Annotated in this window: 20 protein-coding genes; 13 read left to right on the top strand and 7 right to left on the bottom strand. The window is 70.8% G+C overall.

Annotated features, from left to right (window positions below):
- Nucleotide 1: 1 nt before the first annotated feature.
- The 3 genes from pstB to IPZ69_RS19790 all read left to right on the top strand — a co-directional run bounded on the left by pstB (nt 2) and on the right by IPZ69_RS19790 (nt 3,341).
- Nucleotides 2–823, top strand: coding sequence for a phosphate ABC transporter ATP-binding protein PstB (gene pstB / locus IPZ69_RS19800; RefSeq protein WP_235455491.1), 822 nt, complete (start codon nt 2–4; stop codon nt 821–823).
- A gap of 250 nt (nt 824–1,073) precedes the next feature.
- On the top strand, nt 1,074–1,376 hold the full coding sequence (locus IPZ69_RS19795) for a hypothetical protein (protein ID WP_235455490.1): 303 nt from the start codon (nt 1,074–1,076) through the stop codon (nt 1,374–1,376).
- A gap of 126 nt (nt 1,377–1,502) precedes the next feature.
- Entirely contained in the window at nt 1,503–3,341 is a 1,839-nt protein-coding gene (locus tag IPZ69_RS19790) for a phosphatidylglycerol lysyltransferase domain-containing protein (RefSeq protein WP_235455489.1), read from the top strand.
- Here IPZ69_RS19790 and IPZ69_RS19785 read toward each other — a convergent pair.
- A complete protein-coding gene (locus IPZ69_RS19785; protein WP_235455488.1) occupies nt 3,310–4,578 on the bottom strand; it encodes an ArgE/DapE family deacylase in 1,269 nt (422 codons plus the stop codon). The two genes, IPZ69_RS19790 and IPZ69_RS19785, sit on opposite strands and share 32 nt — an antisense overlap.
- A gap of 139 nt (nt 4,579–4,717) precedes the next feature.
- A complete protein-coding gene (locus IPZ69_RS19780; protein WP_235455487.1) occupies nt 4,718–5,611 on the bottom strand; it encodes a phosphorothioated DNA-binding restriction endonuclease in 894 nt (297 codons plus the stop codon).
- 252 nt (nt 5,612–5,863) lie between these two features.
- Here IPZ69_RS19780 and IPZ69_RS19775 point away from each other — a divergent pair, with 252 nt between their 5' ends.
- Nucleotides 5,864–6,511, top strand: a complete 648-nt coding sequence (locus IPZ69_RS19775) for a YdcF family protein (RefSeq protein WP_235455486.1) — start codon at nt 5,864–5,866, stop codon at nt 6,509–6,511.
- A gap of 169 nt (nt 6,512–6,680) precedes the next feature.
- On the opposite strand, the gene IPZ69_RS19770 is transcribed toward IPZ69_RS19775, so the two are convergent.
- Nucleotides 6,681–7,328, bottom strand: a complete 648-nt coding sequence (locus IPZ69_RS19770; RefSeq protein WP_235455485.1) for a hypothetical protein — start codon at nt 7,326–7,328, stop codon at nt 6,681–6,683.
- A 329-nt stretch (nt 7,329–7,657) separates the two neighbouring features.
- Between IPZ69_RS19770 and hemL the strand changes: the two genes are divergently transcribed.
- The 9 genes from hemL (at nt 7,658) to IPZ69_RS19725 (ending at nt 18,061) form a co-directional block, all read left to right on the top strand.
- Nucleotides 7,658–8,992, top strand: a complete 1,335-nt coding sequence (hemL, locus tag IPZ69_RS19765; protein WP_235455484.1) for a glutamate-1-semialdehyde 2,1-aminomutase — start codon at nt 7,658–7,660, stop codon at nt 8,990–8,992.
- The gene (locus tag IPZ69_RS19760; RefSeq protein WP_235455483.1) at nt 8,989–9,672 is read left to right on the top strand and encodes a histidine phosphatase family protein; all 684 of its coding nucleotides are present in this window, start codon (nt 8,989–8,991) and stop codon (nt 9,670–9,672) included. The genes hemL and IPZ69_RS19760 overlap by 4 nt, the downstream gene beginning before the upstream one ends.
- A 154-nt stretch (nt 9,673–9,826) precedes the next feature.
- Nucleotides 9,827–11,134: a hypothetical protein gene (locus IPZ69_RS19755; RefSeq protein ID WP_235455482.1), complete on the top strand. Its 1,308-nt coding sequence runs from the start codon at nt 9,827–9,829 to the stop codon at nt 11,132–11,134.
- A 66-nt stretch (nt 11,135–11,200) separates the two neighbouring features.
- Complete coding sequence (locus tag IPZ69_RS19750) at nt 11,201–11,788, top strand: TlpA family protein disulfide reductase (RefSeq protein ID WP_235455481.1); 588 nt, start codon at nt 11,201–11,203, stop codon at nt 11,786–11,788.
- 1 nt (nt 11,789) lies between these two features.
- A complete protein-coding gene (locus tag IPZ69_RS19745) occupies nt 11,790–12,566 on the top strand; it encodes a cytochrome c biogenesis CcdA family protein (protein ID WP_235455480.1) in 777 nt (258 codons plus the stop codon).
- 3 nt (nt 12,567–12,569) lie between these two features.
- Entirely contained in the window at nt 12,570–14,354 is a 1,785-nt protein-coding gene (gene resB, locus IPZ69_RS19740) for a cytochrome c biogenesis protein ResB (RefSeq protein WP_235455479.1), read from the top strand.
- Nucleotides 14,351–15,484: a c-type cytochrome biogenesis protein CcsB gene (gene ccsB, locus IPZ69_RS19735; protein WP_235455478.1), complete on the top strand. Its 1,134-nt coding sequence runs from the start codon at nt 14,351–14,353 to the stop codon at nt 15,482–15,484. The genes resB and ccsB overlap by 4 nt, the downstream gene beginning before the upstream one ends.
- A gap of 172 nt (nt 15,485–15,656) precedes the next feature.
- Entirely contained in the window at nt 15,657–17,660 is a 2,004-nt protein-coding gene (locus IPZ69_RS19730) for a zinc ribbon domain-containing protein (RefSeq protein ID WP_235455477.1), read from the top strand.
- Nucleotides 17,657–18,061 (top strand): SRPBCC family protein, encoded by a 405-nt coding sequence (locus IPZ69_RS19725; RefSeq protein ID WP_235455476.1) that lies wholly within the window; start codon nt 17,657–17,659, stop codon nt 18,059–18,061. Before IPZ69_RS19730 ends, IPZ69_RS19725 begins: the two co-directional genes overlap by 4 nt.
- 47 nt (nt 18,062–18,108) lie before the next feature.
- Here IPZ69_RS19725 and IPZ69_RS19720 read toward each other — a convergent pair whose 3' ends face one another.
- From IPZ69_RS19720 to IPZ69_RS19705, 4 genes are all read right to left on the bottom strand, one after another.
- On the bottom strand, nt 18,109–19,656 hold the full coding sequence (locus IPZ69_RS19720; protein ID WP_235455475.1) for a hypothetical protein: 1,548 nt from the start codon (nt 19,654–19,656) through the stop codon (nt 18,109–18,111).
- Nucleotides 19,656–21,776 (bottom strand): hypothetical protein, encoded by a 2,121-nt coding sequence (locus IPZ69_RS19715; RefSeq protein WP_235455474.1) that lies wholly within the window; start codon nt 21,774–21,776, stop codon nt 19,656–19,658. Before IPZ69_RS19715 ends, IPZ69_RS19720 begins: the two co-directional genes overlap by 1 nt.
- A 91-nt stretch (nt 21,777–21,867) precedes the next feature.
- Nucleotides 21,868–23,253, bottom strand: coding sequence for a condensation domain-containing protein (locus IPZ69_RS19710; protein ID WP_235455473.1), 1,386 nt, complete (start codon nt 23,251–23,253; stop codon nt 21,868–21,870).
- 130 nt (nt 23,254–23,383) lie between these two features.
- A complete protein-coding gene (locus IPZ69_RS19705) occupies nt 23,384–24,388 on the bottom strand; it encodes an isopenicillin N synthase family dioxygenase (protein WP_235455472.1) in 1,005 nt (334 codons plus the stop codon).
- Nucleotides 24,389–24,474 lie beyond the last annotated feature (86 nt).

The raw sequence follows: 24,474 nt of genomic DNA, 5'->3' as shown, positions 1-24,474 counted from the left end.
CATGACCGACACCGCCGTACTTCCCCTGACCGCGACGCCGGCCGCCGCGCCCGCCACCCTGGACGCCCGCGAGGTCTCCGCCTGGTTCGGCAGCCACCAGGTGCTCAGCCGTGTCTCGCTGACGATGCCCGCGGGCCGGGTGACCGCCCTGATCGGCCCCTCCGGCTGCGGCAAGTCGACCTTCCTGCGCACCCTGAACCGGATGCACGAGCTGATCCCGAGCGCGGCCTTCGGCGGCGAGGTGCTCTTCGAGGGCGAGGACATCTACGCCCCCGAGTGGCGCCTGACCGACGCCCGCCGCCGGATCGGCATGGTCTTCCAGAAGCCCAACCCGTTCCCGGCCATGTCGATCTACGACAACGTGGTGGCGGGTCTGAAGCTGACCGGGACGAAGGTGAACCGCCGGGAGAAGGACGAGCTCGTCGAGGAGTCGTTGACCCGCGCGGGTCTGTGGAAGGAGGTCCGCGACCGGCTGCGCCAGCCCGGTGGCGCGCTCTCCGGCGGCCAGCAGCAGCGTCTGTGCATCGCCCGCGCGCTGGCCGTCCGCCCGCGCGTGCTGCTCATGGACGAGCCCTGCTCCGCGCTCGACCCCACCTCCACCCGCCGGGTCGAGGAGACGATCCACGAGCTCGCCGGCCAGGTGACCATCGTGATCGTCACGCACAACATGCAGCAGGCGGCGCGCGTCTCCGACCAGTGCGCCTTCTTCCTCGCCGAGCAGGGCACCCCGGGTGGCATCGTCGAGCACGGTCCCACGGAGCAGGTCTTCAACAGCCCCGTGGACACGCGGACCGCGGACTACGTGGCCGGCCGCTTCGGCTGAGGCCGGTCGCAGGCTCGGCGGCCGGCTGCTCGGCGGCCGGTCGGTCCGCGGGCGGCCCCGCCCGCCCTCGGGGTGATGACCGCCACAGTCGCGGCAACACCCCCGGCAGGCACGGAGATGCCCGCCATATCGGCGGTCCTGCGGACCGGCACGGCGTCAACCGTACGGTCACTGGACCCTACGTACTGTAGGTTTCCCAACTGTCCACGGCCATGCGTCGGACAGCCGACGCCTGTTGAACGGGGGAGCCATGCCGGGCACGGGCACGGGCACGCAGGAACCGCCGCGACCAGCGCGGAAGGCGGCGTTCGGGGCGACCGACGGCCTCGGGCCGACGATCGCGCTGCTCGTCGTGAGCCTGGTCGTCGCCGCCGTGGGGGTGTACGAACTGTGCGGCTTCGGTCTGCACAGCCTCGACCGGCGGCCGCACCTCTTCAGTGACGGGCTGGCCACGGGTGGTGTCATCGTGGCCGTGGTGGCGGCGGGCGCGGCGGTGGGCAACCTGGCCTGGCACCTGGCGGCGGCCCGTCGTCGTACGGACCCTGTCGAGTGAGTCCTGTCGGTCACCTGGCTCCATTACCCTACAAACTGTAGGGTCGGTGACGAAGGCGTGCGACGGGCCGTAGGTCCGCCGAGCGTCCCGTCCCCCAAATTCCCGTCCCCAAGGTGACCAGTCACCATGTCCGTACAGCAGTCGACCCCGATCTCCCCACAGATCCCCGCTCAACGCAACCCCCAGCGCAACATCCGGCGCATCCTCCCGCCCGCCGACGCCCGGCTCAGAGCACGGGCCGCCGCGGCCACCGTCTGGTACCTGCGGCTGCTCGCGGTGCTCAACATCGCCGCCGTCGTCTCGCTGCCGTTCCGCGAGGAGGTCCACGAGCACAACGCGGGCGAGTTCTTCACGCCGTACCTGGCCACCGCCGGCCTGGTCTCGGCGGCGCTCGCGCTGTTCCTCGCCGTGGTGATGCGCCGCCGCAAACGGGCCGCCTGGGTCTTCAACCTCCTGATGGCCGGCCCGCTCTTCGGCCTCTACGCCCTGGCACTCACCCACGCCGCCTACCGCGAGCACCTCTTCAACTGGCTCTCCGCCCTGCTCACCGGCCTGTTCGTGGCCGCGCTGCTGCTGGGCCGGCGCGAGTTCGACGCCATCGGCGACCGCTCCAACCCGCGCCTCGCGCTCGCCGTCGGCGTGGGCGGCATCCTGATCAGCGGCACGCTCGGCACCCTGCTGGTCGACGCGACCAACAAGCTGTCGGGGGCATCCCTCGCCGACAAGATCGCCTACACCCTGCTGCGCGGCATCAGCGTCGGCCCGCTCGCCGACCGCATCGACGCCGTGGACGCGCCCCGCTGGGTCGACGTGATCATCAACATCCTGATCGCGGCGACCTTCCTGCTCGTCCTGTACGCCTGCTTCCGCGCCCCGCGCGGCCAGGCGCTGCTCGCCGAGGACGACGAGCACCGGCTGCGCGCCCTCCTCGACCGGCACGGCGCCCGCGACTCGCTCGGCTACTTCGCCCTGCGCCGCGACAAGGCCGTCATCTTCTCGCCCAGTGGCAAGGCCGCCATCGCCTACCGCGTGGTCGGCGGCGTCAGCCTCGCCTCCGGCGACCCGATCGGCGACCCCGAGGCCTGGCCCGGCGCCATCGACGCATGGCTGGCCCAGGCCCGCCGGCACGCGTGGACGCCGGCCGTGATGGGCGCGAGCGAGGAGGCCGGCACCATCTACGCCCGGCACGGACTGGACGCCCTCGAACTGGGCGACGAGGCGATCGTCGACCTGTCCGACTTCACCCTGGAGGGACGGGCGATGCGGGTCGTCCGGCAGGCGCACAACCGCGTCCGCCGCGCCGGCTACACCGTGCGCATGCGCCGCCACGAGGACATCCCCGACGACGAGATGGCGGTCCTCGTCGAACGGGCCGACCACTGGCGCGACGGCACGACCGAGCGGGGCTTCTCCATGGCCCTGGGCCGCCTCGGCGACCCCTGCGACGGCCGCTGCGTGATGCTGGAGTGCCGGGACGCGGAGGGCGAACCGCGGGCCCTGCTCAGCTTCGTCCCCTGGGGCGAGCACGGCCTCTCCCTCGACCTGATGCGCCGTGACCGCGACTGCGAGAACGGCCTGATGGAGTTCATGGTCGTGGAACTGCTGCTGCGCGCCGAGGAGTTGGACGTACGGCGGGTGTCGCTGAACTTCGCCATGTTCCGCTCGGTCTTCGAGCGGGGCTCGCGGCTCGGCGCCGGCCCCGTGCTGCGGCTGTGGCGCTCGACCCTCACCTTCTTCTCCCGCTGGTGGCAGATCGAGTCCCTCTACCGCGCCAACGCCAAGTACCGGCCGGTGTGGGAGCCGCGGTTCCTGCTCTTCGCGAAGAGCAGCGACATCCCGCGCATCGGGCTGGCGAGCGCGCGGGCCGAGGGCTTCCTCACCCCGCCCGCGCTCCCGTCCTTCGCCCGGCGCAAGCGGACCGCCTGCCCGGAACTCACCTCGTCCCCACAGTCCGCAGCACCGTGAGCACCAACGCCCGTGCCACGGCCACCACTTCGGCCACGGACACCCGTTCCTGCGCGCTGTGCGCCACCCGCACGTCCCCCGGGCCGAACTGCAGCGTCGGTATCCCGGCCCCGGCGTACAGCCGCAGGTCGCTCCCGTAGGGCGCCCCGCGCTCCCGGGGCCGGGCGGCCCAGCCGTTCGCGTCGGCGCAGGCGTCGCGGACCACGTCCCGCAGCGGGTGCCCATCCGGCAGGCGCCCGCTGGCGAACTGGCCGCCCGGCCAGCTCACGGTCGCCGGATGGTCCCGTAGCCAGGGGTCGGCGGCGCAGGCCTCGGCCACCGCGCGCTCCAGCTCGGCGCGGGCGGCGTCCGGCTCCTCGCCGAGCCGGACGCCGAGCCGGCCCTCGGCCACCAGCAGGTCGGGGACGCTGCTCGCCCAGTCGCCCGCGCGGACCGTGCCGACGGACAGGGCATAGGGGATGGCGTACTCGGCCATCAGCGGTGACGGGTCGCGATTGCGCTCCGTCTCCAGGCGGGCCAGGGCGCGGTGCAGCGGCACGTACGCGTCGATCGCGCTCACCCCGGCGTCCCGGGAGCCGGCGTGGGCGGCCTTGCCGGGCACGGCGAGACGGAAGGTCAGCGCGCCCGCGTTCGCGGTGATCAGGGTGCCGGCGGTGGGCTCGGTGATGACACAGGCGTCGCCCCGGTGGCCGCGGCGCAGCGTGCCGAAGGCGCCGACACCGCCGTCCTCCTCACCGACGACGAAGTGCACGCCGACCCGGCCGCGCAGCCGGATCCCCGCCGCCCGGATCGCCGCCACCGCGGCGAGGTGCGCCACCAGCCCGGCCTTCATGTCACAGGCGCCACGCCCGTGCACGACGTCACCGGTCACTCTCGGCACGAACGGGTCCCCGTCCCAGGCCGCGAGGTCGCCCGGCGGTACGACGTCCACGTGCCCCTGCATGATCAGCGTCGGCCCGTCACCGCCGTCCGGCGTGTGCCCGACCAGCCCCCAGGCCTCCTCGCGCGCCACCTCCATCCCGGGAAAGCCGGGGTCCGCGCGCAGCGCGTCCAGATCCATGGACCACAGATCGACCTCCAGCCCGAGCCGCTCCAGCCGCCCGGCCAGCCCCTGCTGAAGCTCCGACTCGGCGGCACTCCCGGTCACACTCGGCACCGCGATCAACTCGACCAGTGTCCGCGCCACGTCCCCCGCGTCGATCCAGGCGAGCGCGGCGGCCTCCTCGTCCGTCAGCACGTGGACTCCTTTCGTCGGCCCGGACCACGACCACCTGGATCCAGTTCACCCCGATCATCGCTCTCCACCTGCGGCCCGAACAGATGCCCGCATGTTCTCGGGCCGTCGGTACCCCGTGCTCTTTTTCCGCCGGCTCGGATCACCCTTGCGCGGCAGGGCGTGGAGCGCCATGGAAGACCTGGTCGGTGTGCCAGGCCCGGTGGGAGGACGCGACAGGACGGACGCCCGGCTGCGGGCCCACGATCGGGCGCCCGGCCAGGGCTATGACGTGGTCATGGGCGGCGGGGCTGTGGCCGACGAAGCGCTGGGAGACCAGGATGCGGTGGCCGTCGCCGAGGCCGAGGACGCCCTTGTCGAAGAGCTTGTGGTGCAGCGAGCACAGGCACAGGCCGTTGTCGACGTCGTCGGGGCCGTCGAACGCCCACCACCGCACATGGGCGGCCTCCAGACCGACCGGCACCGCGCCGATCCATCCGTCGTAGCCGCAGAAGGCGCATCGGTATTCGTAGGCGGTGAGCACCAGTTCACGCATCCGCCGGTTTCGCCGGCGGCGTGCGTCCGAGAGCCGTCCGGTCTCGACCGGCTCCAACTCCAGGCCGACGGCCTCGCACAGGTCGCCGTGCAAGGTGGGCGGGAAGTGCAGGTCGAGCAGGACCCGGGCGATACGGCCGAGCAGCGCCGGTTCTTTCCGCAGCGCCGCTCGCAGATCGGGGGCGAGGCGGCCGGCGGCACCGGTGTTCCGTAGATCCCTCGCCCCGTTGCCCGGGCTGCCCGGTCCGCGGTCCGTTCGCACCTCCCAGACTCCGTCGCTGACGAGGTGGTGGAACGGGTAGGCGGGGGTGGTCTTGTTGGGCGGGCCGTACTCGGCCAGCAGACGCGCCAGCTCCTCCTCCACCGCGCTGTAGCGCAGCTCGCCATCGGCATCCTCCTGGAACCGGCCGAGGGCGTACAGGAACAGCAGAGGCTTGTGCGGCGCCCGCGCCCCGCCCCTACTCCACTGCCTCAGCTTCGCGGTGCGCTCCAGCCAGTCCATGTCCGGTGATCGTAGTGATGCTCCGGCCTACGCATGTCCTCGGAGAACGCCATCTACCTCACCACGGCCCTGCTTCTCGTGCGCCGCCTCGCAAGATCAGCCCGCTGACGGTAGCCAGCGCTCTTCGGGCTGCTCGCAGGAAACTCCGTCGGCGCCGGTGTCCTGGGCGCGGCGTCCGCCAAGCGCTGGTGGAATGTCGTGGGTAGTCATCACCCCAGGGAGGTGTCGGTGCCACAGCACCAGCAGAGTCGGATGGCCGATACGCATTTCCACGACGCGAAGTTGATCTGGGACTACCACCAGATGGGACACACCCCGCGCCCCTGCTCGGCGGCCGTCGGACTGGGCAGCCACGACCTCGGCGTCGCCACCACGGCCGCCGGCCTCTACCGCGTCGGCCTCTTCCCACTCGTGGTCTTCAGCGGCGGCAACAGCCCCACCACCCGTGCCCGCTTTCCGCGCGGCGAGGCCGTCCATTACCGCGAACACGCGCTCAGCCTGGGTATGCCGGACGAGGCGATTCTGGTCGAGCCGAAGGCGGCCAACACCGGTCAGAACATCGCCTTCTCCCGCGAAATGCTGGCCGAGGTCGGGGTGGAAGTGCAGTCGCTGCTGCTGATCTCCAAGCCGTACATGGAGCGCCGCTCGTACGCGACGTGCCGCAAGCTCTGGCCCGAGGCGGAGATCGTGTGCGCCTCCGAGCCGCTGGAGTTGGACGACTACATCAAGTCCATCGGCGACGAGAGGCTCGTCGTCGACATGCTCGTCGGCGACCTGCAGCGGGTGATCGAGTACCCGAAGCTCGGCTTCGCCGTCGAACAGGACGTACCGGGGGACGTCCGTGACGCCTACGGGCGACTTGTGCACGCCGGGTTCGACAGCCGCCTTGTCGCGCTCTGAAGCCTCGTAGCGGTGCAGCGCCTGCGCCTGCGGGCCGGGTGCCTGGCGCTGGCCGAGGCCCCAGCGAAATCAATGTGCCCTCGATGTGTCCTGGCCGCCTGACGGCCCCTCCCCGGCACCAAAAAGGGCGAGGCCCGAAGACCCCGCCCAAAACCCATGAAACCCCAGCTCAGGGCCACACCAGGCAATACGGCTGATGCCCCGCCTCATGCAACCGATGGCTGAAGTCCTGCCACTCGTGGAGCAGCTGATAGACGTTGAACGCGTCCCGGGGACCGCCGCGGTCCGGGACCGTCGACCAGATGAAGGCCGCCGCGCCCACCGCCTCCTCGCCTATGCCCCGCAGGGGGTCCACGACGGTCATGGGGAGTTTCACGACGGCGTAGTCGGGGTGCAGGACCACCAGCTCCAGGGGCGGGACCTTGTGCAGGGGCACGCCTTCGATGCCGGTCAGCACCATCGCGGCCATCGTCTCCGGCTTGATCTTGGTGAACATGCCGTTCATGCCGAGCTCGTCGCCGCCGAGTTCCTCGGGGCGCATCGAAATCGGGACGCGGGCCGCGGTCGCACCGTCGGGCGCGCCGAAGTATTTGTACGTCACCCCCACCCGACCACCATTCCTGCTCTCGGCCTTCAGCCGGTCGATCCGACGATCGGCCCGACGATCGATACGTCGGTCGTCCCGGTCCGACTCACTCGGCACGCCAGTCTGCCGTGCTTCGTTCGCTTCCTCCGCGTCGCGCCGGTGCCTTCCCCGCCGGGCACGACGAGGACCCAGGTCATCAGTCCCCTCGCCCAGTCCGCCACCGCGATGCATATCTCCACCCGACTGCTTTTCTAGGACGCGTGGCCCCCGCCGCGCAACCCGATCATCGTGTCAGTGACCTCCCCCACGGCCGCCCGCCGAAACGTGCGTGGAAACACCAGTCCGCAGGATCTTCGCAGTCCCCGGCCACGATGTGCCGGACGAGCTGCGTGTACCGCCACCCAGTCTCGCAGATGGCACGGCAACGACCACGTGATTGTCGGAGTGGTCACGGTCGCGGCCTACCCTGAGGAGGTCACCCCGGCGACCAGCCTCGGAGAAAGTCCGAATAGGTCCCGGAATGTCGGCTTACGCCGGAGAGGTCGGAGAAGTCGCAGGTCATGAGTGAATCGCCCGTCGCAGGAGCGCCCTATCCCTACGAAGCGCCTGCCTCGCAGGCCCTGTTCGACCGCGCGGCCGTCGTCACGCCCGGCGGCGTGAACTCCCCGGTGCGTGCCTTCCGTGCCGTCGGCGGTACGCCCCGTTTCATGGTGTCCGGCACCGGCCCCTACCTGACCGACGCGGACGGGCGGGAGTACGTCGATCTCGTCTGCTCGTGGGGTCCCATGATCCTCGGGCACGCGCACCCCGACGTCATCGCCGCCGTCCAGGAGGCCGTCGCACGCGGTACGTCCTTCGGTACGCCCGGTGAGGGCGAGGTCGCCCTGGCCGAGGAGATCGTCGCGCGGGTGGAGCCCGTCGAGCAGGTGCGGCTCGTGTCCAGCGGGACCGAGGCCACCATGTCGGCGATCCGGCTGGCCCGCGGGTTCACCCAGCGGTCCAAGGTGATCAAGTTCGCCGGGTGTTACCACGGTCACGTGGACTCCCTGCTCGCCGCGGCCGGCAGCGGGGTCGCGACCTTCGCGCTGCCCGACACGCCCGGCGTCACCGGCGCCCAGGCCGGCGACACGATCGTGCTGCCGTACAACGACCTCGAAGCCGTGCACGAGGCCTTCCACCGGCACCCCGGCGAGATCGCCTGCGTCATCACCGAGGCCTCGCCCGGCAACATGGGCGTCGTGCCGCCGCTGCCCGGGTTCAACCAGGGGCTCAAGGACGCCTGCCAGCGCAACGGCGCCCTGTTCATCTCCGACGAGGTGATGACCGGCTTCCGTACCAGCAGGAGCGGCTGGTACGGCATCGACGGCGTCAAGCCGGACCTGATGACCTTCGGCAAGGTCATGGGAGGCGGCTTCCCCGCCGCCGCCTTCGGCGGCCGGGCCGACGTCATGGCCCACCTCGCGCCCGCCGGGCCCGTCTACCAGGCCGGCACCCTCTCCGGGAACCCGGTCGCCACCGCCGCCGGCCTCGCCCAGCTGCGCCTGCTCGACGACGCGGCCTACGACAAGGTCGACGCCGTCTCGGCGCAGATCCAGTCGCTGGTCACCGAGGCGCTCACCAAGGAGGGCGTCGCGCACACGCTGCAGAGCGCCTCCAACATGTTCTCGGTCTTCTTCACCGGCCGGGAGGTCCGCAACTACGAGGACGCCAAGGCGCAGGAGTCCTTCCGCTTCACCGCCTTCTTCCACTCCCTCCTGGCGAACGGCGTCTACCTGCCGCCGTCGTCCTTCGAGTCCTGGTTCGTGTCCACCGCGCACGACGAGCGGGCCATCCAGAAGATCGCCGACGCCCTTCCGGCGGCGGCCCGAGCGGCCGCGGAGGCCACGGCAGCATGAGCAGCAGCAAGGACATCACCGTCGTACACCTCATGCGGCACGGCGAGGTCGCCAACCCGGACGGGGTGCTGTACGGGCGGCTGCCCGGCTACCACCTGTCCGAGCTCGGCCGGCAGATGGCCGACCGGGTCGCCGAGCACCTCGCCCCGCGGGACGTGACGTACGCCGTCGCCTCCCCGCTGGAGCGGGCGCAGGAGACCGCGACCCCGATCGCCAAGGCGCACGGGCTGGACCTCGACACCGACGAGCGGCTCATCGAGGCCGAGAACGTCTTCCAGGGCAAGACCTTCGGGGTCGGGGACGGCGCGCTGCGCAAGCCCGCCAACTGGAAGCACCTCGTCAACCCGCTCCGGCCGTCCTGGGGCGAGCCGTACGTCGACCAGGTCGTCCGGATGATGGGCGCGCTGGACGCGGCCAAGGACCGGGCGCGCGGACACGAGGCGGTGCTGGTCAGCCACCAGCTGCCGATCTGGATCGTGCGCTCGTACGTCGAGAAGCGGCGGCTGTGGCACGACCCGCGCAAGCGGCAGTGCACGCTCGCCTCGCTGACGACCTTCACCTACCAGGGCGACAGGATCGTGTCGGTCGGCTACTCCGAGCCGGCCCGCGACCTCGTCCCCGCCCATCTCCTCGCCGGTGCCAAGCCGGTGAAGGGTCAGGGCAAGGCCTTCGGCGCCTGACGCATCGGCCCGGCCCGCAACTCATCCGCAAAGGTGTCATTGGACACCTTTGCGGGGGTTCATCAAGAAAGTATTACAAATAGCGGAACCTCCCGGTTCGTCGCGCCCTCTGAGTGGGTGACCACCAGCAGGGCCTGACGAATCGGGGTTTCTCATGCGCACTTTGTCCCGTAGGGGAATGCTCGGCCTCGGCGCGGGCGCCGCGGCCGCCGCCGGTCTCGCCGGCTGCGGCGCTCTCGATTCGTCTGACGGGGACGGGCACCGTTCGGGTTCCACTGGTGGCAAAGGCGGTTCGGGGTCCGGCGGCAAGGACGGTGCGGGGTCCGGCGGCGGCAAGGACGGCGCGCCTTCCGGCCGGCCCATCGGGGACGGCTCCACGTCCTTCACGGGCAAGCAGCCCCACCAGCCCGCCAAGCCCGAGCGGCTGGAGCCGGGACAGACCCCGCCGCAGTTCGTGATCTTCTCCTGGGACGGGGCCGGAGAGGTCGGCAACGGTCTCTTCCCGCGCTTCCTCGACCTCGCCAAGCAGCACGGCGCGAGCATGACCTTCTTCCTCTCCGGGCTCTATCTGCTGCCCGAGTCCAAGAAGCGGCTCTACAACCCCCCGAACAACGCGCGCGGCGCCTCCGACATCGGCTACCTCACCGACGACCACGTCAAGGCCACGCTGGCGAACATCCGCCGCGCCTGGCTGGAGGGGCACGAGATCGGCACCCACTTCAACGGCCACTTCTGCACCGGCCACGGCACCGTCGCCAACTGGACCGCACAGCAGTGGCGGAGCGAGATCCAGCAGGCCAAGGGCTTCGTGAAGCAGTGGCGCACCAACTCCGGCTGGACCGATCTGCCCTCGCTGCCGTTCGACTACGACAAGGAGCTCGTCGGCGGTCGTACGCCCTGTCTGCTCGGCCAGAACAACCTGCTGCCCACCGCGCGCGAACTCGGCTGGCGCTACGACGCCTCCTCGCCCGGCGGCCGCCAGATCTGGCCGGAGAAGAAGCTGGGCGTCTGGGACCTGCCGTTGCAGCAGATACCGTTCCCCGGCCGCAGCTTCGAGGTCCTGTCGATGGACTACAACATGCTCGCCAACCAGTCGGTCAACACGACCAAGGCGCCGGCCCACAACTACCCCGGCTGGCGGCGGCAGTCCGCGCAGTCCTACATAGCGGGATTCAAGCGGGCATACGAGTCAAATCGCGCACCCCTCTTCATAGGCAACCACTTCGAGCAGTGGAACGGCGGCATCTACATGGACGCCGTCGAGGAGGCGTTCAAGCACATCGCGCGGGAGAAGGAGAAGGGCGGCGACGTCCGGCTCGTCTCCTTCCGGCAGTTCGTGGACTGGCTGGACGCGCAGCAGCCCCAGGTGCTGGCCAAGTTGCGTACGCTGGAGGTCGGGCAGCGCCCGGCGGGCGGCTGGAAGGGCTTCCTGACCTCCGGAGCCGCCGTGAATACCACCTGATGTGCGGGTTTCCCTCCGCAAGGGGGGTGCGCAAGATCCCCAGAACGGGCATGCGAAACTTTTCACATGAGCACCCGTAGCCGCGTCCTGCTTGCCGCCACGGCCGCCGCAGCGGCCCTCGCCCTGTCTGCGTGCACATCGGGCGGCACCTCGGGCGGAGGCGGCAACACCAACTTCGTGACCGGCAAGAACGGGATCGCCACGGCCGCCAAGAGCCACCGGGACGCGGCGCCGGACCTGTCCGGCAAGACCATCGAGGGCAAGAGCCTCGACATCGCCGACTACAAGGGCAAGGTCGTCGTCGTCAACGTGTGGGGCTCCTGGTGCGGGCCGTGCCGCGCGGAGGGCAAGTACTTCGCCAAGGTCGCCAAGGACTACCAGGACAAGGGCGTCCAGTTCGTCGGCATCAACACCCGGGACACCAACACCACCCAGGCGATCGCCTTCGAGAAGGAACAGGGGATCACCTACCCCAGCCTGTACGACCCGACCGGCAAGCTGATGCTCCGCTTCAAGAAGGGCACGCTCAACCCGCAGCTGATCCCCTCCACGCTCGTCATCGACCGGGACGGGAAGATCGCCGCGCGGGCCCTGGAGGCGCTTAGCGAGGAGAGCCTGCTCAAGATGGTCAAGCCGGTCCTCGCGGAGAAGTGACATGAGCGCGCTGGTGCCGCTCGCCGCGGAGTTGGTGGGCAAGAACGAGACCGTCTACAGCGGCGCCCTGCTGCTGGCCCTGCCGATCGCCATGCTCGGCGGCCTGGTCTCGTTCTTCTCGCCGTGCGTCCTGCCTCTCGTCCCCGGCTACCTCTCCTATGTGACCGGGGTCACCGGTACCGACCTGGGTGAGGCCCGCCGCGGCCGGATGGTGGCGGGCGCCTCGCTGTTCGTGCTCGGCTTCACCGCCGTCTTCGTCTCCGGCGGAGCGCTGTTCGGCTACTTCGGGCAGAACCTGCAGGAGTACCGGGACACGCTGTCCAAGGTGCTCGGCGTGCTGATGATCCTGCTGGGCGTCTTCTTCATGGGGCTGATGCCCTGGCTGACCCAGCGTGAGTTCCGCTTCCACAAGCGCCCCGCCACGGGCCTGGTGGGTGCGCCCGTGCTCGGCGCGCTCTTCGGGATCGGCTGGACGCCGTGCATCGGCCCCACCCTTGCCTCCGTCGTCGCCCTGTCCTCCCAGCAGGCGAGCGCCGGCCGCGGCGCCATACTGACCGTCGCCTACTGCCTCGGCCTCGGCGTGCCCTTCGTCCTCACCGCCGTCGCCTTCCGCAAGGCCCTCGGCGCCTTCGGCTGGGTCAAACGCCACTATGTCTGGGTGATGCGCATCGGCGGCACGATGATGATCGCGACCGGTGTGCTCCTGCTCACCGGGGCGTGGGACAGTCTCGTGAATCAGATGCAGACCTGGTCCGACGGCTTCAATGTGGGGATCTGACCGATGAGCAAGACCACCGCCGACAACTCCGCGGCCGACGCCGAGGACCAGAGCCAGGCCCCGGGCGCCGCCGAGGACAACGACCTGGGCGCCGCCGGCTCCCAGTTGTCCACCGCCCCGAGGGAAGAGCTCAGCCTGCCGTCGCTGGGCGTCATCGGCTGGGTCCGCTGGTTCTGGCGCCAGCTGACCTCCATGCGGGTCGCGCTGCTGCTGCTCCTGCTGCTCTCGCTCGGTGCGATCCCCGGCTCGCTGATCCCGCAGACCGGTGCCGACGCCACCAAGGTCGCCGACTTCCAGAAGAGCCACACCACACTCGCGCCGATCTACGACAAGCTCGGCCTCTTCCACGTCTACAGCTCGGTGTGGTTCTCCGCGATCTACATCCTGCTGTTCGTCTCCCTCATCGGCTGCATCGTCCCGCGCACCTGGCAGTTCGTGGGCCAGCTGCGCGGCCGCCCGCCGGCCGCGCCCAAGCGGCTGACCCGGATGCCCGCGTACACCACCTGGCGCACCGAGGCCGACCCCGAGCGGGTTCGCGAGGCCGCGCTCGCCCTGCTGAAGAAGCGCCGCTTCCGCGCCCATTCCCCCGAGCTCTCGGCTTCGCTCGACCAGGGAGGTACCCCCATCGGTGCCACGGTCTCCGCCGAGAAGGGCTACGTCCGCGAGCTGGGCAACCTGGTCTTCCACATCGCGCTGATCGTGCTGCTGGTGGCCTTCGCCTCCGGCCAGCTCTACAAGTCGGACGGCAACAAGCTGGTCGTCGAGGGGGGCGGTTTCTCCAACACGATCCTCCAGTACGACGACTTCAAGTCCGGCAACCTCTTCCACAATGACGACCTGGTGCCGTTCAGCTTCGACTTGAAGGACTTCAAGGGCACCTACGAGCTCACCGGCCCCAACCGCGGCACGCCGCGCACCTTCCAGGCGAAACTCAGCTACATCAAGGGCGCGTACGGCAAGGAGACCTCGACCACCATCAAGGTCAACGAGCCGCTGGTGATCGACGGGGCCAAGGTCTACCTCGTCAGCCACGGCTACGCCCCCGTCATCACCGTCCGGGACGGCAAGGGCACCGTCGTCTTCCACGACGCCGTGCCGCTGCTGCCGCTCGACGGGAACGTCACCTCGCAGGGCGTGGTCAAGGTGATGGACGGCTACAAGAACGCCAAGGGCGCGAGCGAGCAGCTCGGCATCAAGGCCTACCTCCTGCCGACCTACGGCGGACCGGGCAGGGAGATCGCCTCGGCGTTCCCGGCGCTGCTCAACCCGATGCTGAACCTGGAGCCCTACTACGGCGACCTGGGCGTCGACGCGGGTCTGCCGCAGAGCGTGTACCAGCTCGACAAGACCCACATGAAGGACTTCAAGGACGCCAAGGGTCAGCAGCTGCGGAAGAACCTGAAGCCCGGGCAGACCATGCAGCTGCCGAACGGCGCCGGCACGGTCACCTTCGAGAAGGACATCAAGGAGTGGGCCGGCTTCGAGGTCGTCCAGGAGCCCGGCGGCGGCTGGGCGCTGACCGGCGCGATCGCCGCGATCTTCGGTCTCGCCGCCTCCCTGTTCATCCAGCGCCGCCGCGTCTGGGTGCGCGCGGTCGCGGGCCCCGACGGCGTCACCGTCGTCGAGATGGCCGGGCTCGGCCGCAGCGAGTCCGCCAAGGTGCCCGAGGAACTGGGCGACCTCGCCGGAATCCTCTACGACCAGGCGCCGGGGGCCCCCGACCCCGACGACGACCCTTCAGAAAACCCCGACCTCCCAGTCGTACCTGCCGAAGGGGCTGAGAAGTGACTCTCGCCGCCGCAACCGATCTCGCCGCCGCGACCAACGAGCACCTGGCGAGCATCAGCAACACGCTGATCTACTCCTCGATGGCCGTCTACACGCTGGCCTTCTTCGCCTACATCGCGGAATGGCTCCTCGGCAGCCGCAGCAAGGTCGGCCGCACGGCCGCCGCGCTCACCGCCGACGCGCCGAAGAGGGCGGCCGCGCCCCCGGTCACCGTGAAGACCGCCGGCGGCACCGCCGTCCTGGAGCGTCCCAAGGTCGTCGTCCGGTCCACGTCCGGCGCCCGTGACGTGCCGGACGGTCCCGGCGCCCACGGCGGCGACGAGCAGGGCGACCTCTACGGCCGGATCGCCGTGTCCCTGACCGTGCTCGCCTTCGTGGTGGAGCTGTGCGGCGTCGTCGCCCGCGCGGCCTCCGTGGAGCGGGCGCCGTGGGGCAACATGTACGAGTTCAACCTCACGTTCTCCACGGTCGCCGTCGGCGTGTACCTCGCGCTGCTGGCGCTGAAGAAGAACGTGCGCTGGATGGGCCTGTTCCTCATCACCTCGGTCCTGCTCGACCTGGGCCTCGCGGTGACCGTCCTCTACACGGCGAGCGACCAGCTGGTCCCGGCGCTGCACTCGTACTGGCTGTACATCCACGTCTCCACCGCGATCTTCTGCGGCGCGGTGTTCTACGTGGGAGCGGTCACGACGATCCTCTACCTGTTCAAGGACTCGTACGAGAACAAGCTGGAGAACGGCGGCACGCCCGGCAAGTTCGCGACCTCCTTCCTGGAGCGGCTGCCCGCCTCCGCCTCGCTGGACAAGTTCGCCTACCGCGTCAACGCGGCCGTCTTCCCGCTGTGGACGTTCACGATCATCGCGGGCGCGATCTGGGCGGGCGACGCCTGGGGCCGCTACTGGAACTGGGACCCCAAGGAGACCTGGTCCTTCATCACCTGGGTCGCCTACGCCTGCTACCTGCACGCCCGCGCCACGGCCGGCTGGAAGGGCCGCAAGGCCGCCTACCTGGCGATGGTCGCGTTCGGCTGCTGGCTGTTCAACTACTACGGCGTCAACATCTTCGTCTCCGGCAAGCACTCCTACGCCGGCGTGAAGAGCCTGGGCGAGCTCACGGGCATCCCCTTCTGAGACCGGCACCGCGAAGGCCGGTTCCTATGACGCGGGTCACGGGAACCGGCCTTTGGTGTGCGGGTGGCTGGGAGTTGGGGCCATAGGCAGGGTGGAGAGCATATTCGGAGATCGAATACGTAACTCATTTCGTGTGCCGTCGTTGAGCCGATCGGCAGGGCGACGGGAGGGGATGGGTGTGAAGGTGAAGCTATTGCTTACCGAGGGCGAGACATCCCGGACTGCCTGCGCGCAGGCTCTGCTGTGCAGTGGGGTCGACGAAAAGCGCGGCGCGGCACTGTCCTCGGCCACGTTGGCCAAACGCATCGGCTGGTGCACGGACCTGGTGTCGGGCATGGCTTCCCAATTGCTGGCCGATCATTGGAACGGTCATGACGTGAATCAGCTTGCCTCTGGCGAGGACGCGCTGGGACGGAAGCTGCCGTCGAACGCGTGGATGGCGCTTCGACGTCTGGGCTGGTCGGGAGCTGCCGCCGAGGATGTCAGGGTCAACGATCGGATCGTGCGCATGGCCCAGGAACAGGCCGGAAGGGTGCTGCGCTCGGCACACTGGCGGGCCGAGGTAACTGCCGGGGTGCTGGCCACCTGGCCCGTCGATCCGCGGAAGCGCACCACGAACGAATGGGACGCGGTACGCGAAGCGGTTCCCGGCGGGCAGCATCTGCCATCCAGTGTTATCAAGAGCCGGACACGGCAGGTCTCCGCGTATGTGCGGGCAGCCAGCCGTATGCCGGCGGACGTGTTCGAGATGGAAGATCCACCGCGAGTGGCACGGATGCTGCTGCTGGCCGCCTGTGACGGTCAGCAGGCCTCCATCGCTCGCTCCGAGGCCGACCCGAAGCGAGCGCTGCTGCGGCTGCAGCTGCCCACTTGCCCCAACCCGCAGTCATATCGGGACTGGACCTGGGTCGCGTGCTCCATCGCCCTTCCGCCGACTGTTCCCGCCTGTGCGGTGTTGCACCTGCCTACTGTCCGCACCACGGGAGGAACGGTGCGCGCCGACATGACTTACAGCCATGCGGTGCCGAAGGCTCGGCGCACCGGGCACACGGTCGCGCTCGGCGTGGACTGGGGTCTGAACACCCTCCTGTCCGCCGGAGCGGTACGACTGCATTCGGATGGCGAGATCGCGGTCCTCGGCGCCGGTGCCGAGTTCCGGGCTGCTGGGGTACTCGCGAAGCAGCACCGGCTCCGCCGACAGTCCGAACACCTGCATGCAAAGGTCGACCACTACCAGCGGCTCAACAAGGGCAGTGCGCTCCCTCCGACCTTGGCGGGTAAGCAGGATGTTCTGCGGGACGAGATCCGGCACGTGTCCGAGCGCCGATCCAACCTCAACCAGGCACTCGCGCGAGCCGCCGCGCGGTGGGTCGTCGATCAGGCCATTGCCGCCAATGCCACGGTGATCTATCTGGAGGACTTGCGGTCAATGGAGGCCCGAGGCATGGGCCGTACCGTGAACACTCGCCTCTCCCAGGCTGTGCGCGGGCAGATCGCCACCCATGTGCGACACCTCGCGGCCGAGGTCGGTGTCGCGGTGGTGACCGTCCCACCCCGCAACACATCCAAGCACTGTCCCCAGTGTTTGGCCCCGCTGAGGCACTGCAAAGCTCCCGATCGGCCCGCCACGCCAGGCTGGAAGTGGGCCATTTGCCCCAACCGGCACAGTTGTGGCTGGCAGGGCGACCGCGACCAGGGGGCATGGCGCCGTATCGCCGCCCGCGGACTCACTCACCAGACCAAGACCGTAGCCGATCGCGCCTGCGGAGCCATGGTGATCCGTTCGGTGGACGACAAGCTCGAACTCAAGGCCGTGGTCAACCCCACGTCGAAGACCAGCTGGGATCGGTCGAAGACCGGACCGACCCGCCATAGGCCAACACGCCCCGCGCCCAGGCGACGCAGGGCACCCTCCTCCACCAGGCCTCTCGGTCCGGTGGAAAAGTGTCCGGAGGGACGCGCACCAACGGGCCGGATGGCGCTGCCTCGCGCAGCCCGCCGGTACCAGGGCGCCACGGCGACCAGCACACCCACCATCCGGCATCGGCCGAGAGGGGCGGCATTGGGCGCGGGGTTCCATCTACACGCCCATGCTTCCCCGCCTTGGTGGGAAACGATCAAGGACCTTTCGTCCAACGTGAGATCGCTTGGCTGGTCAGAGACACTGGTGTCATGACCGGAGCCATCGAGCAGGGCACCAGCCAGACGCATGGGAACACGCACATCCTGCACTTTCTGGTGCGGTTTCCGCGGCCCATGGAGAAGGTCTGGCCCGCGCTGTCCACGCCCGAGGGCCTGGCGGGGTGGTTCACCGCCGCCGACGTCCTGGAGCCCCGGCTCGGTGGCGCGGTCACCCTGCGCGACCTGGGCAGCGGGCGGGTCACCGCGTGGGACGTGGACCGGGTCGCCGAGTACACGGTGGAGGGCGGCGGCCGGATCCGGTTCCATCTGGAGCGGGCCGGGGACGGGGCGAGCGCGCTGCGCTTCACCCACGAGTTCCAGGGCGACGCGGAGACGGAGCCCCGCTGGCGCACCCGCTTCGAACGCCTGATCGACCTGGTGGCGTCCGCGCCCTAGAGACAGCCCTAGAGACAGCCTCTGGAGGCAGCCCCTGGGGACAGTGCCTAGGACGGCGGCAGGCACTCCTTCGCCGGCGGCTTCCCCTCCGGCCAGGCGATCCGTACGAACCGGGAGCCACCCTCCGGGGTGAGCTCCACGATCGGTACGGCCTTGTCGTACGGATTGCCGTGCACGTCCAGGCAGATCCAGCCGCTCGCCCCGTCCACCCGCAGCGACCCCTTCACCTGCGGCCACTGCAGGCCGACGTCGGAGAGCGCCGGGATCTTCCTCCCCTCCGGCACGGCCTCGCGGACGCCCTTCACGGCCAGCCGCATCGCGTCGTACGCGATGATCAGCTGCCCGTCGTCCAGCGCGACCGTGCCGATCGGCCCGACCGGCTCGCGCTCGGCGCTCGCCAGCAGCCGCTGGAGCGCCGCCGCCTCGCGCGCCGAGCCGCCGGTCCGCGCCGGGTCCCGGGCCCAGGCGTCCGGGTGGGCGAGGGAGGTGTAGCGGACGGCGAGGTGGTGCCGCAGGGCGCCGCGGTCCAGGTCCTTCTCGCCGGTCAGGTACGAGCCCTCGTCCCCGGTCAGCAGCGTGAACTTCCGGTCCTGGCAGCCCCGCCCGCCGAGCGCGTTGATGAACTGCCGCAGCTGGGTGTGCCGGCCCGCGAACAGGATCGTGTCCGTCTCCTTGGACGTGTCGCACACCAGGTGGGTGATCTGCCGGAAGGTGTTGGCGGTGGTGCCCTCCTGGCTGCGGTCGGCGGGCGGGGTGAACGGTTGCGGCTCGTAGGGCGAGCCCTTGATCAGCGCGGCGAACGACGTCTGCAGCGTGCGCGTGTACGGGTCGCCCGGCTTGTCGTACACCAGCAGCGCCCGGCCCGCGCTCACCTTGGCGAACGAGGCCAGCGCGCGGGCCTCGTCGGTGTTGGTCGGCGAGACCCGGGCCAGCCCCGGGAAGGGGTCCTTGCCGCCCTGCCCGTTGGCCAGGTCGTCGGCGGTGATGGAGGAGCCGACCACCGGAATCCCCAGCCGGGTCAGCCGTTCGACCGCCTTCTTGTTGTTGTCCGTGCTCTGCCCGACCCCGGCGACCGCCCGCAGCCGGTCCGCGCCCCCGGTCATCGCCGCCAGCCGGTCGACCGTCTCCTTCCAATGCAGGCCGGTCGCCCCGGGGTTGGCCAGCACCAGCCGGATCGCCGGGGCCTCGCCGTTGGAGTCGTGATTGGCCTGGTACTGCGCCAAGTACGCGCCCTGGAGCTCGTGCTGGATGTCGCTCAGGCTGGCCGGGGCGGCCGAGGTGTACGGCAGCATCACCGCCACCGTCACATAACTCCCCGGCTTGAGCCGGTCGTTCTCCCGCTGGATCGCCCGCACCGCGTCCCGCAGTTGGGGCCGCCCGAAGTCGTACGCCGTCGTCGCCACGCCCACGCACTCGGTACTGCCCCGGGGCCGGACCACCCCGGGCGCGCAGGACCGGTCGTCGTGCGTGAGGCCGCGCACGGCGAAGACCGCGCCGGTCACCAGGCCCGCCGTGACGAGCAGTGCCAGATAGCGGCGGAGCGGGATCTCCCAGACGCCCTCGCGCACCCATGTGCCCAGGCCCCTGCGCGCCATCACGCCTCCCCGCTCCGGTCGTCCGGGTCGTCCTCGTCGTCGGGGGCGTCCAGCGGGCGTCCGGCGAGCGCGGCCGCCGGCCAGTCCCGCGACGCCCGCCACAGCAGCGCGTTGCCCGCGGGCCGCAGGTTGGACAACTGCTCCAGCTCGAACCGCAGCCGGTCGCAGACCTTCGGATCGGGCAGCACCAGCGGATCGGCCAGCTGCCACACGGCGTGCAGCAACCGCCTTACGCGCAGGTGCAGTACGGCATCCACGTCCTGAGGCACCTCGTGCTCGGCGTCCGTGCGGCCCAGGGCGACGGCGGCGCGCCGGTCGCCCCGGCCGGTGAAGTCGCGGCCCTCGGCGTCGTGCGCGTGGAAGTACGGTGCCGAGGCGATGAAGCACAGGGTGCGCAGCCAGGCGCGGGTGTCGCGGGTGGGGAAGGTGTCGCGCAGATGGGCGACCGCCGACTCGGTCGTCCCCAGGGCGAGTTCGTGGTGCAGCCGGTAGCGGGAACGTTCCGGTGCGTCCGCCGCTCCGTCCCGGCCGTCGTGGCCGTAGTGCGCGATCAGCGTCTCGTGCGCCGTGCGCCACGCCCCGTGGTCGGTGCCCCGCAGATGCAGCCGGAGCAGCAGCAGGGTCCGTACGAAGGGGTCGCCGACGAACCGGCCCGGCGCGCCCGGCAGTCCCTCCTGGGCCAGCCGGGTCTGTAACGCGCGGACGTCCGACGGGCCGAAGTCGTCCGGGAGCAGGGCCGCGGCCAGCGCGCAGGCCGAGTCGTGGTCGTGGGCGGCGGCCAGCACGGTCAGCTCGTCCAGCCGGTCGGCGGGCACCAGCCGGTCGAGGAGTTCGCGGTAGGCGGGACAGCCGTCGGTGTCCTCGCTCAGCCGGACGTCGGCGGTCAGCAGTTCGCCGAGCGAGGAGACCTGGGGCAGGTGCTGGGCGGCCGACTCCGCGAGCAGTCCGATGCCCAGCGGATTTCCGCCGGTCAACCGGTGTGCGGCGTGCGGAAGTTGGGGCGGCACCGGGATCTCGCCGCAGACCGCGCCCACGATGTGCAGCGTGTCGTCGGGGGAGAGGGGCGGCAGGGAGACGACGAGGGCCCGCGAGGAGGGCACGGCCGGGTCCGGCGTCCACTCGCCGCGCCGCGCCACCTCGGGCAGCGCCCGGCGCACGGCGTTGCGCAGCGCCTCCCGCCCGTCGCCGCGCAGCGCGCCGACGAACGCCACCTGGTCGGCGATGCCCTCCGACCGGTCCCGCAGCACGGCCTCCACGAGCCCGGGGCCGGGCGCGCTCTGCGCGTTGTCCAGGAGCACGAGCGGCCGTCCGAGGCGCTGCATGCGGGGCAGCACGCCCGTGTAGGCCTCGGTCAGGTCGGCGAGCAGCGCCCGCACCAGATACCGCTCGGCGTGCTCGCGGGAGGTGCCGCCCGCCCGGAAGTGCCCGGACAGCAGGATGAGGCCGCGCTTGGCGTTGCCGCCCGCGTTCGGATACGTCCGGTACCAGACCGACGCCTTCTGGTGCCGCCGGCTCGCGAACCCCTCGGCGACGGACTCCAGGGTGGCCTCCACCGCCCCCGACAGGAACGGCCCGGTGCCGGTCGCCGCGGCGACCACCTTCGCCGCCACCTTGCCCGCCCACCGCCCGGCGAAGCTGCTGATCCACGACCCGCTCTCGTTCAGCAGCAGGATCCGCTCCACCTCGCGCCGGATCCGCTCCGAGTCGGCGTCGCTCCAGCCGCCCGCGGCCACCGCCACCAGCCCCGACATCAGCCGGGGGAAGGTGATCCGGCCGGCGCCGGTGACCGGCTCGGCGAGCTGCTCGGCGATCACCAGCAGCGCCTGCGCCACCGGCGACCAGGACTCGGCCGGCCGGTCCGCGGGCGGCCCCGCGAACTGCTGCTCCGCACAGTCGGCCAAGGCGACCGGAGTGTGCCCCTTGTAGGCCTCCCGCAGCTCGTCGAGCACCGCGCTCTTGCCCAGCCCCCGGGCCCCGGTGAGCACGACGAAGGGCAGCTCCGCCGGGTGCTCGAACGGATGCGCACGGTGCTGGTAGGGGCGCAGACCCAGGAGCCGCGGAGCGAGCCCGGGCGGATCCGTGTCGAACAGGGCCCCGCGTCCATGCAGACGTCTGTGCACCGCATCCCCCCTCAACACCAGTGTAGGAAGGGGGAGTTGATTCGGACCAGAGTCAGGGATGACCGTTGGGTCACGAATCCGGCGCGCCCCGTTACGCCACGGTCGAGGCGATGTGATCCCGCAGCCGCTCGACGTACAGCCGCATGTTCTTGTACGCGACATCGGTGTCCGGGTAGCGGCTCGCGAACCACAGGCCCTCGTGCAGCCGGTTGACCCACGCGCACACCTGGTCGCCGTACGACACCCGCATCAGCCCGTACGCCTTCTGCTCGGCCCACCGCTCGGAGCCGGCGATGCCCCGGGCGTCGACGAACGACACGATCGAGTACAGGTCCGGTGACGTCGGGCGGAAGTCGGCGCCGAGCAGGCGCAGCACCCGGGCGAGCGGCATGCGCGCCAGCGGGCGGGCGGCCTGCAACTCGGCGCGCACGGCCCGCAGCGCGCTCGGCAGGTCGGGCGTCCGCGCCACCGGGACCTCGATCGGCGCGCCCCCGACGTACCAGCCCACCGACCGCGACCAGCGCGACTTCACCCGGGTGTGGAACGGCACCACCGTGCGGTACACCGACTGCCCGCCGAGCTCGTGGACGATCAGGCCGGTCGCGGCCAGCAGCCCGACCAGGCTGCCGCCGAAGGGCCGGCAGTACGCCTCGAAGGCGGCGGCCGTGTCCGCGTCCACGAGCGGCTCGCTCATCATCCGCTGGGTGGGCAGCCGGCCGCCCGGCTCCAGGCCCAGGTCCACCGGGAAACCGGGCAGCGTTCCGTCGCACCGCCGGATGAACTCCCGCCAGCGGCCCACGATGTCGTGGCCCTCGTCGATCCGGTCCGCGTCCGCCCGCTCGATCTCGCAGAAGTCCACGTAACTGGCGGCCGGTTCCGGCCGCACGCGGTCGCACCCCTCGGCGCCCGTCGCGTACAGCTCGTGGATGTCGGCGGGGATGCCGTGGAGGGAGTAGGCGTCGACGTTGCTGTGGTCGAAGGCCATGTACACGCTGGTGCCGTCGTCCCGGACGACCGCCGCGTAGATCAGGTTCGGCCAGGCCAGCGCGTCGGCCGCCACGTCGAACCGGTCCTGGAGGTGCCGGACCAGCGCCGAGGCGTCGGTGAAGTCGCCGACCACCTCCCGGCGCAGGGACACCGTGTCCGCGTCCAGCGTGAACCGGCGCAGCTCGTCACCGTCCCAGCGGAAGCCGCTGCGCAGCGTCTCGTGGCGCAGCGTCCAGTCGCGCAGCGCCGCCTGGAGCACGTCGAGATCCACCCGCCCCGGGAGGTCGAACGCCGTACCGAGCCAGGTCGGCACGAACAGCCCGTCCTCGCGCACGCAGCGGGCCGTCCTGAGGTGCGACTCCTGGATGTACGCCGGCGGCCGGGAGTCCTCCGGCAGCCCGGAGGCGGCCGCGACGGTCGCCGGACTGAGCGTCCACTCGACGAGTCGTCCCGGCCGGACCTCGCAGCGTTGGATGTCGGTGATTCGCACGGGCCAACTCCGATCGCAAGAGGGGACCCGTTGATCGGGTCCCCTTCAAGGGAATGCCGCGAGACGCGACCGGGACATGCCGTGCCGCGGCTTTTGACCGGAACGAGGGGAGGCTCGAACGCCGAAGCGATCACTCCACGGTGATCGAATCCAGCTTCTCCCGCAGGTAGACGTGCGAGTCCACGGGCGGGTACGCCACCCGCCCCACGGGCGCCGGCACGGACTCTACGAGCGTCCCCGGGGTGCACTCGCCGAAGTAGACGAGGGACATCAACTCCTCGGTGGGCGCGTCCGCGGGCGGCGGCAGCACGCGGTGCCGGCCCGAACGCCACCGGTCACCGGTCCAACGGGCCATGAGATCACCGAGGTTGACGGTGAAGGCGGCCGGATCGTAGGGCGCGTCCGCCCAGCCGACTCCGCCGTCCGCGGGGTCCGTGTACACCTGCAACCCGCCCCGGCCCGCCTGCCGGTCGAGGATGGTGACGGTCCCGAAGTCGGTGTGCGGTCCGATCCGGAACTGGCCGGGCCGTGGCGCGCCGACGACGTCCGTCCCCGGATACCAGTTGATGTTGAAGCCGTACGTCGGACGGTCCATGTGCCGTGCGAAGAAGTCGCGTTCGAGCCCGAGGGCGTACCCCAGCAGGGACAGCAGCTCCCGTTCCAGCCCGGCCATCCGCTCCAGGTACTCCTCGCACAGCGGCCGGAGCCGGGGAACCTCGCGGGGCCACACATTGGGCGCGTACCACTCGGCGTTGACGACCGGATCCTCGAACGGCTCGTGCGTCGCGAACGTCAGCGACTCCTTCAGATCGGGCGGGGTCTCGGTCCCCTCCGCGTACCCGTTGGCCTCGGCCCCCGGACCGAGCCAGCCGCGCCCGCCCACCTTCGCCGCGTAGGCCTCCTTGACCTCCACGGGCAGCGCGAAGAACGCGCGCGCGGCCCCCCGGACGTCACGGCGCAGCCCGGGGTCCACACCGTGCCCGGTGACGAGCAGGAACCCGGCGTTCTGCAGGGCCTGGTCGACGGTACGGGCGAGACCGGCGCGCGCCTCGGCGTCCCCGCTCAGCCAGGGCCGCAGATCGATGGTCGGGATACGGGACGAGGGCCTCGGGCCGCTCACCGATGTCTGATCCATACGTCCACTCTCCGCCGCCGGAAAGAACGGGGCAACGCGTATCCGGCCCACCGTGTCGGCGATCCGATCACCCCTCTGTACCCTGT

It is taken from the genome of Streptomyces olivochromogenes, from assembly GCF_021538895.1.
GTDB lineage: Bacteria > Actinomycetota > Actinomycetes > Streptomycetales > Streptomycetaceae > Streptomyces > Streptomyces olivochromogenes_A.
Note: the sequence above shows the minus strand (reverse complement) of the source record. Positions and strands in the feature narration are given on the sequence as shown.